At 39.6% G+C, this 18,443-nt stretch carries 13 protein-coding genes, 5 tRNA genes and 1 pseudogene; 12 read left to right on the forward strand and 7 right to left on the reverse strand.

Annotated elements, in window-relative coordinates:
• Positions 1-30 precede the first annotated feature (30 nt).
• Positions 31-1,410, forward strand: a complete 1,380-nt coding sequence (gene cysS, locus P4S65_RS09515; RefSeq protein WP_096792695.1) for a cysteine--tRNA ligase — start codon at positions 31-33, stop codon at positions 1,408-1,410.
• A 72-nt stretch (positions 1,411-1,482) separates the two neighbouring features.
• Here cysS and folD read toward each other — a convergent pair whose 3' ends face one another.
• On the reverse strand, positions 1,483-2,337 hold the full coding sequence (folD, locus tag P4S65_RS09520; protein WP_002958348.1) for a bifunctional methylenetetrahydrofolate dehydrogenase/methenyltetrahydrofolate cyclohydrolase FolD: 855 nt from the start codon (positions 2,335-2,337) through the stop codon (positions 1,483-1,485).
• A gap of 351 nt (positions 2,338-2,688) precedes the next feature.
• On the opposite strand from folD, the gene P4S65_RS09525 reads away from it, so the two are divergent.
• The 11 genes from P4S65_RS09525 to P4S65_RS09575 all read left to right on the forward strand — a co-directional run bounded on the left by P4S65_RS09525 (position 2,689) and on the right by P4S65_RS09575 (position 12,183).
• Positions 2,689-2,765, forward strand: a tRNA-Pro gene (locus P4S65_RS09525).
• A 57-nt stretch (positions 2,766-2,822) separates the two neighbouring features.
• Positions 2,823-2,899: transfer RNA gene (locus P4S65_RS09530), tRNA-Arg, on the forward strand.
• Positions 2,900-2,922: 23 nt separating this feature from the next.
• Positions 2,923-2,998 (forward strand) — tRNA-His (locus tag P4S65_RS09535).
• Between the two features lie 14 nt (positions 2,999-3,012).
• Positions 3,013-3,089, forward strand: a tRNA-Pro gene (locus P4S65_RS09540).
• A gap of 67 nt (positions 3,090-3,156) precedes the next feature.
• Positions 3,157-3,233, forward strand: a tRNA-Pro gene (locus P4S65_RS09545).
• 377 nt (positions 3,234-3,610) lie between these two features.
• Positions 3,611-4,915 carry a trigger factor gene (gene tig / locus P4S65_RS09550; protein ID WP_337120064.1) on the forward strand — a complete coding sequence of 435 codons (1,305 nt, stop codon included), beginning with the start codon at positions 3,611-3,613 and terminating at the stop codon, positions 4,913-4,915.
• Between the two features lie 165 nt (positions 4,916-5,080).
• The gene (gene clpP, locus P4S65_RS09555) at positions 5,081-5,698 is read left to right on the forward strand and encodes an ATP-dependent Clp endopeptidase proteolytic subunit ClpP (RefSeq protein ID WP_007376844.1); all 618 of its coding nucleotides are present in this window, start codon (positions 5,081-5,083) and stop codon (positions 5,696-5,698) included.
• A gap of 134 nt (positions 5,699-5,832) precedes the next feature.
• Positions 5,833-7,116 (forward strand): ATP-dependent protease ATP-binding subunit ClpX, encoded by a 1,284-nt coding sequence (gene clpX, locus P4S65_RS09560; RefSeq protein WP_007376843.1) that lies wholly within the window; start codon positions 5,833-5,835, stop codon positions 7,114-7,116.
• Positions 7,117-7,267: 151 nt separating this feature from the next.
• On the forward strand, positions 7,268-9,628 hold the full coding sequence (gene lon / locus P4S65_RS09565; RefSeq protein WP_096792696.1) for an endopeptidase La: 2,361 nt from the start codon (positions 7,268-7,270) through the stop codon (positions 9,626-9,628).
• A gap of 191 nt (positions 9,629-9,819) precedes the next feature.
• The gene (locus P4S65_RS09570) at positions 9,820-10,110 is read left to right on the forward strand and encodes an HU family DNA-binding protein (RefSeq protein ID WP_157847577.1); all 291 of its coding nucleotides are present in this window, start codon (positions 9,820-9,822) and stop codon (positions 10,108-10,110) included.
• A 171-nt stretch (positions 10,111-10,281) separates the two neighbouring features.
• Positions 10,282-12,183, forward strand: a complete 1,902-nt coding sequence (locus P4S65_RS09575) for a SurA N-terminal domain-containing protein (RefSeq protein WP_096792697.1) — start codon at positions 10,282-10,284, stop codon at positions 12,181-12,183.
• Between the two features lie 66 nt (positions 12,184-12,249).
• Here the strand turns inward: P4S65_RS09575 and P4S65_RS09580 are convergent.
• The 6 genes and pseudogenes from P4S65_RS09580 to P4S65_RS09605 form a co-directional block, all read right to left on the reverse strand.
• A pseudogene (locus P4S65_RS09580) lies at positions 12,250-12,739 on the reverse strand (VOC family protein).
• A gap of 422 nt (positions 12,740-13,161) precedes the next feature.
• Positions 13,162-13,923: an ATP-binding cassette domain-containing protein gene (locus P4S65_RS09585; RefSeq protein ID WP_007376838.1), complete on the reverse strand. Its 762-nt coding sequence runs from the start codon at positions 13,921-13,923 to the stop codon at positions 13,162-13,164.
• Positions 13,923-14,915, reverse strand: a complete 993-nt coding sequence (locus tag P4S65_RS09590; protein ID WP_007376837.1) for a peptide ABC transporter ATP-binding protein — start codon at positions 14,913-14,915, stop codon at positions 13,923-13,925. Before P4S65_RS09590 ends, P4S65_RS09585 begins: the two co-directional genes overlap by 1 nt.
• The gene (locus P4S65_RS09595) at positions 14,916-15,809 is read right to left on the reverse strand and encodes an ABC transporter permease subunit (protein ID WP_337120065.1); all 894 of its coding nucleotides are present in this window, start codon (positions 15,807-15,809) and stop codon (positions 14,916-14,918) included. It abuts the gene before it with no gap.
• Entirely contained in the window at positions 15,796-16,830 is a 1,035-nt protein-coding gene (locus P4S65_RS09600) for an ABC transporter permease (protein WP_007376835.1), read from the reverse strand. The genes P4S65_RS09595 and P4S65_RS09600 overlap by 14 nt, the downstream gene beginning before the upstream one ends.
• Complete coding sequence (locus P4S65_RS09605) at positions 16,830-18,437, reverse strand: ABC transporter substrate-binding protein (RefSeq protein WP_007376834.1); 1,608 nt, start codon at positions 18,435-18,437, stop codon at positions 16,830-16,832. The genes P4S65_RS09600 and P4S65_RS09605 overlap by 1 nt, the downstream gene beginning before the upstream one ends.
• Positions 18,438-18,443 lie beyond the last annotated feature (6 nt).

Raw genomic sequence — 18,443 nt, forward strand, 5'->3', positions numbered from 1 at the left:
TTCAAGTAAATAGTCAAGGACTCAAAGTAAATGGTAAATATATACAACACACTCACGCGACAAAAAGAGCAATTTAAACCGATGGTCGAAGGAAAAATCGACATGTATGTGTGTGGTATCACCATTTATGATTACTGCCATATTGGACACGCGCGTACTTTTGTTGGTTTTGACGTTATTGTGCGCTACTTACGTCATATTGGTTACGATTTAAAATATGTTCGTAACATTACAGATATCGACGATAAAATAATTAAACGTGCGAACGAAAATGGTGAGTCAATAAACGACTTAACTGTTCGCATGACTAAAGCGATGCATGAAGATTTTGATAGCCTAAATATGCTACGCCCAGATATTGAACCAACAGTTACAAGCCATATGGATGAAATTATCGTTATGGTTAAGCGCTTGATTGAAAAAGGCCATGCCTATGTCGCAGCTGATGGCGATGTATTGTTTGATGTATCAACGTTTGAGCAATATGGCGCGCTTTCTCAGCAAGATTTAACAATGTTGCAATCAGGTTCTCGCGTTGAAGTGGCGCAAGATAAAGACGATCCACTTGATTTTGTGTTATGGAAAAAAGCAAAAGCAGGTGAACCATCATGGTCATCACCGTGGGGAGAAGGGCGTCCTGGTTGGCATATTGAATGTTCGGCAATGAGCTCAAAGCATTTAGGTGAGCATTTTGATATTCACGGTGGGGGGTCTGATTTACAGTTTCCACATCATGAAAACGAAATTGCCCAGTCGTGCTGTGCAAACAACGGCAAGTATGTAAATACATGGATACATACTGGCATGGTACAAGTAAATAAAGAAAAAATGTCTAAGTCGTTAGATAATTTCTTTACAGTGCGTGAAGTTTTAAAAGCATACGATGCTGAATCTGTTCGTTACTTTTTAATTTCAGGTCATTACCGTAGCCAATTAAATTACTCGCAAGAAAATTTAGACCAAGCGCGTTCATCACTTGAACGTATTTATACAGCGCTTCGTGATGTCGAACCGGTAGAGTGCGATTTAGAAGGTAATGAGTTTGTTGCTAAATTTAGAAAAGCGATGGATGACGACTTTAATACACCAGAAGCATTACCTGTGTTGTTCGAACTTGCTAAAGAGTTAAACCGCGTAAAAGAAAGTGACGTAGTTCAAGCTGGGCAACTTGCGTTTATATTACGCAGTATTGGTAACGTTTTGGGTGTTGCTCAACAAGCACCGGAAGCCTTTTTACAAGGCGGGCAAGATGATGACGAAGTGGCGACAATTGAAGCATTAATTGTAAAACGTAATGAAGCGCGTACTAGTAAAGATTGGGCTGCTGCTGATGAAGCTCGTGATGCACTTAATGCGTTAGGTGTAATACTTGAAGATTCAGCCGGTAAAACAACGTGGCGTAAAGCGTAAGCGTTTAAAGTAATTCACGTTCAACTAAAAAAGGGTTGCCAAATGGCAACCCTTTTTTGATTTTTTAACAGCTTAGCTGTGATATTTCTCACACGCTTCAAGTGTGTTTTCAATTAAGCTTGCGACCGTCATCGGGCCAACGCCACCTGGTACAGGTGTAATAAAATGCGCTTTTTGTTCAGCCACACTGTATTGAACATCACCGACTAATTTACCCGTATCTAAACGGTTAATGCCTACATCGATGACTATAGCGCCTTCTTTTATCCAATCTCCAGGTATAAATTCAGGTTTACCGACAGCCACAACTAATAAGTCAGCGCGGCGAACATGCGTTTCTAAGTCTTGAGTAAACTTATGGCATACTGTGGTTGTACAACCGGCTAATAAAAGCTCTAACGACATTGGACGACCCACAATATTTGATGCGCCAACGACAACTGCATGCATACCTTTATAACGTACGCCCGTAGAATCAAGTAATGTAATAATACCTTTTGGCGTACATGGGCGAAGAGCAGGCATACGTTGTGCTAATCGGCCAATGTTATATGGATGAAATCCATCAACATCTTTATGCGGGGTAATACGTTCTAAAATCTTTTCAGCATCAAGACCTTTGGGCAGTGGTAACTGCACTAAAATTCCATCAACTTCGGCATCATTATTTAGCTCGTCAATTAAATCTAAAAGAGTTTGCTCTTGTGTGTCCGCAGGTAAATCAAATGATTTAGAAATAAAACCTACTTCTTCACAGGCTTTACGTTTTGAACCAACGTAAACTTGGCTTGCTGGATCAAGTCCTACAAGTACTACTGCAAGTCCTGGTGCACGTAAACCATTTGCTACACGCTCACTTACGCGTTCTGCTACAGCGCTACGTACTTGTTTTGCGATTGCCTTACCATCAATGATGTTTGCCGTCATGGGTGACCTTTAATTGGGGTTAATTAACTAGATACCGATACTCTAAAAACGAATGCATAATAAAATAGGGGTAAAAATGCTAATAAAGAAAATACAGTCTTTATTTAACTCGTTTTATAATGTGCCTACTATTTTCGCAGAAAAGCATTGCAGCGCCAAGTTGCTTTTAAGTTATATAGTACTTGAGTGGTTAAATAGTTTAAAATTCAGTCTTCTATTATAATATTTAACCATTGTGCACTAAAAATGAACACTTGATTGATTTAATAAAAAAACGTTTGACCTAACCCCGTCAAATCACTATTATGCACCCCGTTGTCAACGAGGTCACTCGCAAACAATAGTAAGTATCGGCGATTAGCGCAGTTTGGTAGCGCACTTGGTTTGGGTCCAAGGGGTCGCAGGTTCAAATCCTGCATCGCCGACCATTTTTTTATAATTTATTATAATCGAATAGCTTATTGGTAAACTACGAAGTTTTCGATGCGCCCATAGCTCAGCTGGATAGAGCAACGCCCTTCTAAGGCGTGGGTCGAAGGTTCGAATCCTTCTGGGTGCACCATTTGAAAACATGTAAATATAGCGGTGATTGTAGCTCAGTTGGTAGAGCCCCGGATTGTGATTCCGGTTGTCGTGGGTTCGAGCCCCATCAGTCACCCCATTTACAACGAATATCGGCGATTAGCGCAGTTTGGTAGCGCACTTGGTTTGGGTCCAAGGGGTCGCAGGTTCAAATCCTGCATCGCCGACCATTTCTTAAAATGGTCTTAAGCTCTCAGTTTAAGTGTTCAGTATGAAAAAAAGTTAATTCTTCAATGTCGGCGATTAGCGCAGTTTGGTAGCGCACTTGGTTTGGGTCCAAGGGGTCGCAGGTTCAAATCCTGCATCGCCGACCATTTCTTATCTAGTAAGATTAGTAAATAAAATCCTCTAATATTATAAATCAATACACGTTAACCTATAATTATATTAAATAATTTGTATTTCATTTCATCTAACGCTTAGTTAGTCTGTTTTTTATTCAGTTAGCTTCTATAGTCCTATATCTAGTCCAAATAATTGCGCCCTATACTCGACTATCATAAATATTAGGTTATAATGCCGCGTCTATTGTTTAACATAGTGCCCGAAGGGCAAAGCAGCAATGGTATCTCATGGTAGCGACGGATGCTTTTAAGTGTGAAAAACCGCTTAAACTTTATCAAGACTCATGCAGATCACTTTGTTTGTAAGGAAGGCGAACAATCGCCAAAATTGAATATTGAGGTAAATCATGCAAGTTTCTGTTGAGACGACCCAAGGCCTTGAGCGCCGTATAACTATCACCGTTCCTTCAGAGAACGTTGAGACCGAAGTAAAAAAACGCCTACAACAACTGTCAAAAACACAGCGTATAGATGGTTTCCGTGCTGGTAAAGTTCCAGTATCTGTAATTAACAAGCGTTTTGGCCCTGCAGTTCGTCAAGAAGTTGCTGGCGAAGTAATGCAACGTAATTTTTACGAAGCAATCGTTTCTGAAAAAATCAATCCAGCTGGCGCGCCTACATTCGCTCCTAAATCACTTGAAGCAGGTAAAGATTTAGAGTTTTCAGCAACGTTTGAAGTTTACCCTGAAGTTGAAGTTCAAGGTTTAGATAAGATTACTGTTGAGAAACCAGCGGTAACAGTAACTGACGAAGATTTAGCTAACATGCTAGAAACACTTCGTAAGCAACATGCAGCGTGGGCTGATGTTGATGCAGCTGCTGGCGAAAACGACCGTGTAACAGTTGATTTCGTAGGTACTATCGACGGTGAAGTATTTGAAGGCGGCAAAGCTGAAGACTTCCCATTAGAACTTGGTCAAGGTCGTATGATCCCAGGTTTTGAAGATAACATCGTAGGTAAAAAAGCAGGCGAAGAAGTAGTTGCTGATGTAACGTTCCCTGATGATTACCACGCTGAAAATTTAAAAGGTAAAGCGGCTCAATTCACTATCACAGTGAAAAAAGTTGAAGCGCAAGAATTACCAGAATTAAGCGAAGAGTTTGCAACTAAATTCGGTGTTACCGAAGGCGGCGTAGACGCGCTTAAAGAAGAAGTTAAAAAGAACATGACACGTGAGCTAGACCAAGCGGTTAAAGCAAGTGTTAAAGACCAAGCAATCAAAGGTCTTTTAGCTAACAACGAAATTGAAGTGCCTAAAGCGCTTGTTGATCAAGAAGTTGATGCACTACGTCAGCAAGCGGCTCAACGTTTTGGTGGTGATGCTAAAAATATGCCTGAGCTTCCAGCTGAATTGTTCCATGAGCAAGCTGTAACACGTGTTAAAACTGGCCTTTTATTAGGTGAAGTGATCAAAGCTAACGAGATTAAAGTTGATGATGCTAAAGTTGAAGCATTAATCGCAACAGTTGCTTCTGCATACGAAGATCCAACTGAAGTAGTAGAATACTACAAAGCAAATGATCAACTTATGCAGCAAATGCGTAATGTAGCAATGGAAGAGCAAGCTGTTGAAGCTATTTTAGCTAAAGCAGTTGTAACTGACGTTGAAAAAGCATTTGATGACATCATGAATCCACAGAAAGGTGCTTAATAAGTCATTGACTTAAGCTCTCGCTAACGATTAAATGGCTCGTGCTACTCTGTTTATACAGCGTGCCCGGGCCATTTTAGTTTTTGGCCTTTAATTTGCGAAAAACGATAATTATGCTTTTCTTATAGTAAGGATAAGTATAAGCGCATAAGGAATTAAATAAGTATGAATACTGGTATTACAGATCCCCTAAATGCATTGGTCCCTATGGTTGTTGAACAAACACCTAAAGGCGAGCGCTCGTATGATATTTATTCGAGATTATTAAAAGAGCGTATTATCTTTTTAACAGGTCAAGTTGAAGACAACATGGCAAATCTGATTTTAGCGCAAATGCTATTTTTAGAATCAGAAAACCCTGATAAAGATATCTTTTTATACATCAACTCACCAGGTGGCTCAGTAACTGCAGGTATGGCTATATATGACACTATGAACTTCATCAAACCTGATGTAAGTACAATATGTGTAGGTCAGGCTGCAAGCATGGGTGCTTTTTTACTTACTGCTGGTGCTAAAGGTAAGCGTTTTTGCCTACCTAACTCACGCGTGATGATTCACCAACCATTAGGTGGTTTCCAAGGTCAAGCATCTGACTTTGAAATTCATGCGAAAGAAATTCTGTCTATCAAAGACAAACTAAATCGCTTAATGGCTGAGCATACAGGCCAACCGTTAGATGTGATTTCCAAAGATACTGATCGTGATAACTTTATGAGTGCTTCGCAGGCTGTAGATTACGGCTTGGTTGATTCAGTGTTTACAAATCGCGATAAAAAGTAAGCGCTTGGTGAGCAGGTTATCTGCTTGCCACTTAGAGTTACTATGCGAAAACCAATAAATTTTGGTATAGTTAAAGCGTATTGAAATAGCCACCAACAGTTTTGGTGGCCAACGTAATAAAATGAGGTAGCTGAATGTCTGACACTCCTACAGACGGCGACAAAAGTAATAAATTGTTATACTGCTCTTTTTGCGGCAAAAGCCAGCATGAAGTACGTAAATTAATTGCAGGCCCATCAGTATACGTTTGTGATGAATGTGTAGAGTTGTGTAACGATATTATCAGGGAAGAAATTAAAGACATTGCTCCTAAGCATGACACGTCTGATAAACTACCTGTACCAAAAGAAATTCGTAAACACTTAGACGATTATGTTATTGGTCAAGATCATGCTAAAAAAGTATTGTCTGTTGCAGTTTATAACCACTATAAACGACTGCGCAATCAATCGACTAAGCAAGATATTGAATTAAGTAAAAGTAATATTTTGCTTATCGGCCCAACTGGTAGTGGTAAAACATTACTTGCAGAAACGTTAGCGCGTCTACTTGATGTGCCGTTTACTATGGCCGATGCCACTACATTAACCGAAGCGGGTTATGTAGGTGAAGATGTTGAAAACATCATTCAAAAGCTTTTACAAAAGTGCGATTACGATGTTGAAAAAGCACAACGTGGTATTGTATACATCGATGAAATTGACAAGATTTCTCGTAAATCAGATAACCCATCAATTACGCGTGACGTATCGGGTGAGGGCGTTCAACAGGCGCTACTTAAACTGATCGAAGGTACAATTGCTTCAGTTCCACCGCAAGGTGGTCGTAAACATCCACAGCAAGAGTTTTTACAAGTAGATACATCTAAAATCTTATTTATTTGTGGTGGTGCGTTTTCAGGTTTAGATAAAGTAATTGAACAACGTAGTCATAAAAATACCGGTATCGGTTTTGGCGTTAGCGTAAAAGAATCTGCGGCGAGTCGTTCTTTAAGTGAAACATTTAAAGACGTAGAACCAGAAGATTTAGTTAAATACGGCTTAATCCCTGAATTTATAGGCCGTTTGCCAGTAGTTGCAACGTTAACTGAGCTTGATGAAGCAGCACTTGTACAAATCTTGAGTGAGCCTAAAAACGCGATTACTAAACAGTTTTCAGTGTTGTTTGGCATGGAAGACGTTGAACTTGAGTTCCGCGATGATGCCTTAGCTGCAATTGCCCACAAAGCAATGGAGCGTAAAACAGGTGCGCGTGGTCTTCGTTCAATCGTTGAAGGTGTATTGCTTGATACAATGTACGAGCTTCCTTCAATGGATGATGTAAGTAAAGTGGTTATTGATGAAACCGTTATTAAAGGTGAATCTGACCCAATCTTGATTTATGAAAATAATAAACAAGATAAAGCTGCATCAGAATAGTTTTTAAGCTATTTGAATGAAAAAAGGAGCCTTAGGCTCCTTTTTTTATAATTAATTTAATCGAGTATGGGAAAATTGTTGAACTTTAATTAGGTTATCCCCATATACTTGAGTAATCTTTAAAATAAATGAAGTGCGAAGAGAAATTATAATGACGCTTGAGAGAACCGACCGAGTCGAAATCCCAGTGCTAGCACTGCGCGATGTTGTGGTGTATCCACACATGGTGATCCCGCTTTTTGTAGGCCGTGAAAAATCAATAAAATGCCTTGAAGCGGCAATGGACAAAGATAAACAAATTTTCTTAGTTGCACAAAAAGATGCAACTGTAGATGAGCCAGAACAAGATGATATTTATCGTATTGGTACTATTGCTACTGTACTTCAGTTATTAAAGTTACCAGACGGCACCGTTAAAGTTTTAGTAGAAGGGACGCAACGTGCACAAATTGAAGACTTCGTTGATAGCGAAGACTTTTTTGTTGCTAATGCTCAATTTATTGAATCTGACTTAATTGATGAGCAAGAGCAAGATGTATTTATTCGCAGCGCAATTAGCCAATTTGAAGGCTATGTAAAGCTAAATAAAAAAATCCCACCAGAAGTACTAACGTCAGTTTCAGGTATTGATGATCCTGCGCGGCTAGCCGATACAATGGCTGCTCATATGCCATTAAAGGTACCTGAAAAGCAAAAAGTGCTAGAAATTTCAAGCGTTACAGAGCGTCTTGAATATTTAATGGCGCTTATGGAAGGCGAGATAGACTTACTGCAAGTTGAGAAAAAGATTCGTACTCGCGTTAAAAAGCAGATGGAAAAATCTCAGCGTGAGTATTATCTAAATGAGCAAATGAAAGCCATCCAAAAAGAGCTGGGTGAGCTTGATGATGTACCGGATGAATTTGAAGCACTTAAAAAGCGCATTGAAGAGTCTGGTATGCCAACAGAAGCACAAGATAAAGCGACCACAGAGCTTAATAAACTTAAAATGATGTCGCCAATGTCAGCAGAAGCGACCGTAGTGCGTTCATACATAGATACATTAATTAATGTGCCGTGGAAAAAGCGCTCTAAAGTTAAAAAAGACTTAGCAGGCGCGCAAAAAATTCTTGATAGTGATCATCATGGCCTTGATAAAGTTAAAGAACGTATTCTGGAGTACCTTGCGGTGCAACAGCGTACTAATCAACTAAAAGGTCCAATCTTATGTTTAGTTGGCCCTCCGGGTGTGGGTAAAACATCACTTGGGCAATCTATCGCACGCTCTACAGGTCGTAAATATATCCGTATGGCGCTAGGCGGTGTGCGTGATGAAGCTGAAATTCGTGGCCATCGCCGTACTTATATTGGTTCAATGCCAGGTAAGTTAATTCAAAACATGACTAAAGTGGGTGTTAAAAATCCATTATTCTTGCTAGATGAAATCGATAAAATGTCATCAGACATGCGTGGCGACCCAGCATCAGCGCTATTAGAAGTGCTTGATCCTGAACAAAACAGCCATTTTGCCGATCATTACCTTGAAGTAGATTACGATTTATCTGACGTTATGTTTGTAGCGACATCAAACAGCTTTAACATTCCTGGTCCATTACTGGACCGTATGGAAGTTATTCGTTTATCGGGTTACACCGAAGATGAAAAACTAAACATCGCAAAAGAGCACTTAATTACTAAACAAGTGAAACGTAATGGCCTGAAAGAGCATGAGATTGAGATTGCTGATAGTGCAATTATTGGCATTATTCGCTACTACACGCGTGAAGCGGGTGTACGTAATCTTGAGCGTGAAATTTCAAAACTATGTCGTAAAGCGGTTAAAAATATCTTAATTGAAAAAGACACTAAAACCGTGACTATCAATCAAGATAATCTAGAAGACTTTTTAGGTGTACAGCGTTTCGATTACGGTAAAGCGGAAGATGGCGATCGTATTGGCCAAGTAACTGGTCTTGCGTGGACTGAAGTAGGCGGTGACTTACTTACTATTGAATGCGCAGCGGTACCAGGTAAAGGTAAGCTTACTTATACAGGTTCACTGGGCGATGTAATGCAAGAGTCGATTCAGGCGGCCATGACGGTCGTGCGTAATCGTGCAGATACATTTCGTATTAATAGCGACTTTTACGAAAAACGTGATATTCACGTGCATGTGCCTGAAGGTGCAACACCTAAAGATGGTCCGAGCGCAGGTGCTGCTATGGTGACTGGTTTAGTGTCTAGTTTAACGGGCAACCCTGTACGTGCGGATGTTGCAATGACCGGCGAAATTACACTACGTGGTGAAGTATTACCAATTGGTGGTTTAAAAGAAAAATTACTCGCGGCGCATCGTGGTGGGATTAAAACAGTCATCATTCCAAAAATTAATGAACGTGATTTAAAAGAGATCCCAGACAATGTGCTGGCGGGCTTAGATATTCACCCAGTTACATGGATTGACGAAGTTTTAAAACTGGCTTTAGTGCATCCGGTTGAGAGTTTTTCAGTCGAAACACCAAAAAAACAGTAAAAAACCGAAAAAAGTGCTTTTTAGGGCTTTTCAAATCTAAACGATATGATAAGTTAAGCACTGGTTTTCAAGCCTAGCCCTTACGGGGCCTAGGCTTAAGAAAAATATAATCATGTGAGCATAATTAGTTTGCTCTAAAATTTTCAAAAAAGTGATGTTAGTTTAAAAAACCATCGCTCTTGATAATAACAATGAAAGAGGATGATATTGTGAATAAATCTCAATTGATCGATCAAATCGCAGCTGATGCTGACATTTCTAAAGCGGCTGCAGGTCGTGCTCTAGATTCATTCATCGAATCTGTATCTGGTGCGCTAAAAGATGGTGACTCAGTTGCACTTGTTGGCTTTGGTACTTTCTCAGTACGTGAGCGTGCTGCACGTGCAGGTCGTAACCCGCAAACTGGTGAAGCTATTCAAATTGCTGCTGCAAATATTCCTGCTTTTAAAGCCGGTAAAGCGCTTAAAGACGCAGTAAACTAATCACTGTTTTCATACAGTTTAGTTATGGCGAATGTAAATTTACTTAATCAATCTAAATGATGAATTAAGTAACTTTACCGCCAATTACTTCAAGTGAAAAAGCGTATCTGGTAAGATACGCTTTTTTTACATGTGACAAGGTAAAAACCTTGATCAAAAAGAGATAAACAAATGCTTGAGAAAATCAGAGAAGGTTCACAAGGACCTGTAGCCAAAATAATTTTAGGCGCGGTGATTTTATCTTTTGCTTTAGCTGGGATTGGTAGTTACCTAGGTCAAACCACGGAACAACCTGTTGCTGAAGTAAATGGAATTAAAATTAGCCAAACTGAATTTAATCGTGCGTTCCAAAATGAGCGTAGTCGATTAGAACAACAATTTGGTGAATATTTTGCACAAATTTCTGCAGATCCAAATTACATGGCACAAATACGTCAAGGTGTAGTTGACCGCTTAGTACAACAAGAATTGCAATCACAGCTAGCGGCTGATTTAGGCCTTCGCGTAAGCGACGAAAGTGTACGTAAAACAATCTTAGAATTACCGTATTTTCAAGTAGGTGAGCAGTTTAATAACGACCGTTACCTACAAGTTATTCGTCAAATGAATTTTCAACCAGATGCATTTCGTGAATACCTTCGTAAAGATATGACGCGCAGTCAACTTGTTACTGCCGTAGCCGGTACTGACTTTGCTCTTGAGAACGAGCTTAAAAGCGCTATTTCTCTACAGCAGCAAACGCGCAGCATTGATTACTTAGTTGTAAACAAAGAAGCGCTAGCAGCAAGTGTTGAAGTATCAGAGCAAGAAGTATCTGATTACTACGAGCTAAATGCATCACAGTTTTTATCGCCAGAACTTATCTCAGTTAATTATATTGAGCTTAAAGCCACAGATATTACGGTTGAGTCAGTTACTGAAGATGATGTTAAAGCGTATTACGATCAAAATAAGGCACAATACGTTGAGCCAGAAAAACGCCGTGTTTCACATATCTTAATCGATAACAGCGAAGACGATGATGCAGCAAAAGAAAAAGCCAATGCACTGCACGCACAATTAGAGCAAGGTGCAGATTTTGCTGAATTAGCAGAGTCATCATCTGATGATATTGTTAGTGGTGAAATGGGCGGCGATCTTGAGTGGATTGAACGCGATGTAATGGACCCTGCATTTGAAGACGCGACATTTGCGCTTAAAAATAAAGGTGACTTTTCAGAGGTTGTAGCATCAGAGTTTGGTTACCACATAATTAAACTTACTGATATTCAGCCGCAACAAGTTAAAGCATATGATGATGTTAAAGCTGATTTACGTGCGGAGCTTGAACAAGCTGAAAAAATAGATGCCTTTTACGAAAAGCAAACTGAAATGGGTGCACTAGCATTTGAAATTTCAGATCGCTTAGACGATGCTGCCGAAGTTGCAGAGGTAGAGATTAAATCAACGCCGCTTTTAGCAATTAACGCATTACCAGAGCCGTTAAATACGCCATCTGTAATTGCTGCGTTATCGTCAGTTGATTTACTGGAAGATAAAGTTAACTCTGAAGTTATTGAGCTTGGCGATGAGCATGCGATTATTGTTCGTGTAAATGAACACAAACCAGCTGCCACTAAGCCACTAAGTGAAGTAAGCGAGCAAATTAAAGCACGTTTAGTTAATGAAAAATCATCTGAGCTTGCTAAAGATAAAGCACGTAGCTTATTTGCAGAAGTAAAAGCAGGTAAGAGTTTAAGTGATATAGCCAATGAGCAAAGCTTAACACTTCGCCAAGAAGCGCAATTAACACGTCAAAGCTATACTGTTTCGCCAGCAATTGTAACTAAAGCATTTAAAATGGCTCATCCTGCAGGTTCTGCAGTGTTTGAAGTAGTTGATTTAAATAATGGTGATGCTGCAATTGTTGCACTTAAGTCGGTAACAGATGCACAAGTTACAGCTAATATTGACCCACAAGCAAAGCAAAGTATCACTATGGCGCAAGCTAATAAAAGCTACATGGTATTTATTGAAGCGTTAAAAGCGAATGCTGAGCTTAACTTACCAACGGTTGCACAACCCGTTGAGTAATTAATTTAGCTCATAAAAAAAGGCGCTTTTAAAGCGCCTTTTTTATTGTCTTCAATATAGTTGGTATTATTTGCCTCTTGCAATAAACTCTATGCGATTACCGCTAGGCTCTCTAATCATCATGTGTTTTGTTGGACCTTTACCTAGATTTTCGGGTGCAAACTCTATTTTAATATTATTTTGCGTTTTTAAATGATCGTGTAGCTGCGCTAACTTTTCAATACTCTCAACACTGAGTGCTAAGTGGTGTAACCCCACATTTTCTGCTCGATTAAACTCCACACGTTTTTCATCATTTTTAACACGCCACAACGTAATCGTTATTTTATCGTTTGATAAAAAGTAAGCTGGGTAACTTGGGTTACTCCCGAGCACTTTAAAACCAAGTACGTCAGTAAAAAACTTTAGACGAATCAAGGTCTGACACGGTTAATCCTAAGTGGTCAACTCCGCCAACCCAGTTTTTAACATTTGAATTAGGTGCTACATCGGCGATAACCGTTGTTGATAAAAGTAATAGCGATGAAATGCTAGCGAGTAGTGCCTTTTTTAACATAAATCCTCTTTGTAGTATTAATACCAATCCGCAATAATACTTAATAAGTTTGAGGGATTAAATCTGGCGTTAACTGCGTTAAAAATTTCTGATATAGAACAACTAAATAACGAAATTTTTGCTTTGTTATCGACACGATTTTCTTACTTCAAAATAGATCACTTAATTAAGCGAATTGGTATAACTGTTAAATGCAGTGTATTTAACAAGAGACCTTAATAAACGAGGTTATATTACAAAGCAGAATAGATAACCTGAACGCTGGATAATAAATCTATCTCGAGCAGCTATTGACGCGTAAATTCGCCTTGTTTTCACTGGAAATTTCTGGCTAGAGAAATTAAATTTAAATATCACCATGATTCAATATGATAGTAAATCTCTTAACCAGAGTTCAGGTTAGATACGAAAAAAATGCTGTTTTAACAGCTTAATAAACGTTGGGTGATTTTCGATTGAGGTGTTTGGAAAACAACTTCAGTGGCGCCATATTCAACGACTTCTCCCTTATCAAGTACAAGAACTTGGTCGCTAATATGACGAACTAAGCTTAAATGATGAGTGATCATCACATATGTCAGGCCTGTTTCTTGTTGTAATTTGAGAAGTAGATTAACTATTTGTGCACGAACAGAAGGGTCTAGTGATGACAGTGCCTCATCAAGTACAACAACCTTTGGATCTAAAATTAACGCACGAGCAAGTGCTACACGCTGTAATTGCCCCACACTAAACATGTGTGGATAGTAATGTTGGTGATCGACTAATAATCCAACTTTTGACAGCGTAGCGCTAATTTTTTCAGTCCGTTCAGCTTTATCAAAGTCAGTATTGTATTGTAGGCAGTCATCAAGCGTATCACCAATGGTTAAACCTGGATTAAGAGAGGCCGCTGAATCTTGAAAAATCATACGAATATAGCGACACTGATTATCACGAATACCGTTATCTTCAATAATATTGCCTTCTAATAAGATCTGTCCGCAGTCTGCGCTGTCAGCGCCTGAAAGCAGTTTGGCAAGTGTGCTTTTACCCGCTCCCGTTTCGCCTATAACAGCAATAGTTTCACCTTTGCCAATGCAAAATGAAATATTTTTAAGTACCGCAAATTTTTTACGACTAAATAAGCCTGCACGAATATTAAATGTTTTAGACAAAGCTTGTACTTTCAATACTGGTTGCATTATCTCATATCCTTAATCAGCGGGAAATGACACGCGTAGCTGTGCCCGTTGTGCTTTGTAAGCTTTGGTGTAACTACGCAGGCTTTTTGAGCCTGTGGGCAGCGTGGCCCTAATCGGCAACCTATCGGTAAATGCTGTAATGTAGGTATGGTGCCTTTTAATGCGTAAAAAGGCTCTTTATGAGCTAGGCCTTGTTCGTAATCAGGTAAGCTTTTTAATAAAGCTTGTGTATAAGGGTGGCGAGGCTGACTAAAAATTTTGTGAGTTGGGCCAGCTTCAACCATTTGCCCGCAATATAAAACATGGATCCCATGTGACCAATGTGCAATTTCTTCTAATTCGTGAGAAATCATCAAAATCGACATGTTTTTTAGCTGGTTTAAACTTTTCAACAACCTAAATACCTGTGCGCGAGTGGTACTTTCTAGTGCTGTAGTGGGCTCATCAGCGATTAAAAGTTTTGGTGTGCGGGCTATGGCCATTGCAATCATTACTTTTTGACATACGCCTTCTGAGAGCTCATGTGGATAGCTATCCAGCACGGCTTCATGATTTTTAATACCCACTTTATGAATAAGCGCTTTTACTCTGTCTTTTCGCTCGCGGTTACGTTTTAAGAAAAACCCCTTTGTTGGATTTTCAGGTAAGGTTTCGGCTATTTGATCAAACATTTTTGCTGTAGGGTCAAGACAACGGCTAGGGTCTTGATAGATCATGGCAATATCTTGGCTTACCGTTTTACGGCGTTGCTCGGGTGTTAAGCGCATTAAATCAACACCACGCCAATGCATACGGTCGGCAGTAATATTCCAGCGTTCGTTTAGTACACCCACAATTGCTTTTGCAATTAAACTTTTACCAGAACCAGACTCACCTACAAGGGCATGTACTTCGCCTTCTTTTAAGCTAAAGCTTACCTTGTCAACGGCTCTAATTATCGTTTCTGAGGTACGCAGCTCAATGGTTAAATTTCGAACATCAAGTAATTGCATTTAATCAGCCTTACGTGCTTTTAACACTTGTCGCAGGCCATCGCCTACTAAATTAGTCGATAACACAGCTAAAAATAACAGTACGCCTGGCAGCGCAACAGTCCATGGTGCCAAATAAATTAGCCCTAAATTTTCGGCTAAAATAGCTCCCCATTCAGTGGTAGGTGGCTGAGCACCAAGCTTTAAAAAACCTAATGCAGAAATATCTAAAATCGCAGTAGAGAGCGCCATCGTAAATATAACCACAATGTGCTCATAAATATTAGGAAAGATACCGCGTGATATAATATGCCAATTAGACGCGCCATCGAGTCTAAACGCGGTAATATAATCTTTGTTTAGTTCATCAACAATTAGGTTTCTGATTGAATGAATAAATTGTGGTAATAGCGCTAAAATAATTGCCCATACCGTATTCATTAAGCCTGGGCCTAAAATTGCTATGATGATAATAGCCAGTAGCAAAGAAGGTATAGAGAGCGTTATATCAAGTAAGTGATTTAAAAAACTTGAGCGAATACCTCTGCTGATACCTGCAAATGTACCTACTAATACACCAATAATAGTTGTAATAAGCGCGGCGACAACAGAGAGGCCAAACGTGTAAGTTGCACCATTCATTAAACGCGAAAGTACATCGCGGCCTAAGTCATCAGTACCTAAAATAAAGCGTACATCACCCATTTCCCGCCACGAAGGCGGAATAAGTAATGCATCACTATGCTGTTGGTTAACACCGTACGGTGCTAAAAATGGAGCACTGGCGGCAAGTAAAGCAAATGCTACAAATATCCACAAGCCAACTAACGCAGGGTGATTATTTTTAAATTTTCGCCAAAATCGTGCAAGTGGCGATTTATTCGACTCTTCAGAAAATATATTAAACTTTGCCATGGGCTTGATTCCGCGAGAGTGGATCGAATAGCGTATAAGTAAGCTCTGCAATAATAGTGGCTAATATAACAAATAGTGACACTGCCATTAAGCCGCCTTGTATAGCTGGATAATCGCGTTGATAAATACTATCGATAAGCCAGCGGCCAATGCCGGGCCACGAAAAAATAACTTCAGTAATCATCGCAAGCGTTATTAGCGTACTAAATTGCAAACCAATTTGTTTAATTACCGGTAATAGCGCATTACGCAGTGCATGATGAATTATAAGTTGTCTGCGGTTAAGGCCTTTAGCCCTTGCGGTTTTAATAAAACTTTGGTCCATAACTTTAAGCATAGACTCACGAGTAAAGCGCACTAATACGGTGGTCGGATACATGGCGAGCACAATTGTGGGTAGTGTTAAATGGCGCAGGGCGTCTAAAAATGCCATTCCTTTATATGGAAATCCAGCCAGTGCAATATCAATTAAAATAAAGCCTGTATTGGCGGGGATCTCATAAAGTAACCCCATTCTTCCCGACATCGGAAACCAGCCCAGTTTGAGAGAAAAAACCATAATAAGCAATAGTGCTAACCAAAATACGGGCATGGAATAACCAACCATAGTGGTTGAATTTATAAGTTTATCAGGCCAACGTTTATAGTACGCAGAACCTAAAATGCCAGCGGGTACGCCAACGACAATCGATACAATTAATGCATAAACACTTAGTTCCAGTGTAGCGGGTAATAAATCAACAATATGGCTAAATACATTGTCACCTGATGCAAAAGAAAGCCCCCAATCGCCTTGGAATATTCGTCCTAAAAAGGCTATATATTGAACAAAATAGTTACTGTTATATAAATATTTATCTTCAAGCTCACTGTGTTGAGCAAAGTTACTACTTGGTACACCACTTAAATTACTTAATGGATCGCCTGGGAACAAATAACTAATTGAAAATGTAAAAACACTCAGCATTAGGGTCATAAAAAGCAATAAACCTAAACGACGTAAAATATAATCTAAGATCATTATTTTTTCCTCGCATTAGCTAGTGAAATTGCACCAAATGGGCCAAGCGTTATACCTTCAACGTCTGCGCTACTGGCTTGAAAACGTAAGCCATGTGCAATAGGCAGCAATGGCAACTCGTCAACAATTAAGCTTTGTGCATCATCGTAGTATTTTTTTCGCATGTTTAAATCAGTCGTATCGAGCGCTTTTGTAAGTAATAAATCAAATTGCGGATTGCACCAGTTAGCAGGATTTTTACCGGTAAAGGTTGCAGTGCAACTTAAAAGAGGGCTAAAAAAGTTATCCGGATCAGGTGTATCAGCGGCCCAACCAAGCAATACACTATCATGCCTGTGCTCGCCAATACGTTGAATAAACGTATTCCATTCATACTCTACAATACTGACATTAACGCCTATTTTACGTAAGTCACTTTGCATTAGTTCTGCCATTTTTCGCGCATTCGGGTTATAAATACGGCTTACGGGCATCGCCCAAATAGTCATATCAAAACCATCTGGTAACCCAGCTTCAATTAATAACTTTTTAGCAAGTTCTGGATCAAAACTTGGCATGTTTGCTTGTGGCTCAAATGCCCATGAGGTTGGCGGTAAAATAGATTGTGCACGTGTACCATTACCATAATATACAGCTTGCATAATTTTATCGATATCAATGGCGTGGGCAAGTGCTTGGCGTACACGTAAGTCGTCAAACGGGGCGCGCTCCGTATTAAAAGCCCAGTAACCAATATTTAAATTTGTTTCTTTTTCAACGTTTATATCGTCGCGCTGCGCTAAAATACTCAATTGCGCACTACTTGGATGAGCCGTTACATCGCACTCTTTAGTCAGCATTTTTGCTATACGCGTAGTGCCGTTAGGCGTTATGTCGTAAACCAATTGTTCAAGTGCGACGTGGTGCTTCCAATAAAGTGGGTTTCGGTAAAAGCGTACGAGGTGATCTCGGCGATATTCTTTATAAATATATGGGCCGGTGCCAATAGGGTACTGATCAAATAAGTTTTCTTGATTATTTTTCTTAAGTTTCATGGCGTATTCTTCTGAAAGCACCACGGCAAAGTCGGTGGCCATATTAGCTAAAAAGCTGCTTTCAGGATTAAACAATTCAAAACGAACTTGATGATCAGTAACACGCACAATTTTACGAATAAGTTGATCAATCCCCACACTTTGAAAATACGGGTAATTGGCATCGCCCACAAAGTGATATGGATTATAGACATCGAATAGTCGGCTAAAGGTAAATATAACGTCGTCGGCGTTAAAATCCCGAGTAGGGGTAAAATAAGCAGTTGTATGAAATTTCACACCTTTGCGCAATGTGAAGGTAATAGATTTACCGTCTTTACTTATTTTCCAATCGGTTGCCAGCTCACTTTGAAACTCTGCCGTAACAGGGTCAATGCTAATTAGGCGGTCGTATAGCTGGTTGGCAATAATATCAATAGTAGAACCGGTGGTCGTAACTTGTGGATTAAACGACACAGGGTTAGCTTCAGCGCAATAAACTAAGCCTTGGTTTTTTTCTTCTATGATTTCTTCTTTGTTATCAATGCAACCTACTAAGGTGACCGCTAGTAAAGTAAGTAATAATTTATGCACCCGCAT

Source organism: Pseudoalteromonas sp. B131b, from assembly GCF_037162545.1.
GTDB lineage: Bacteria > Pseudomonadota > Gammaproteobacteria > Enterobacterales > Alteromonadaceae > Pseudoalteromonas > Pseudoalteromonas fuliginea.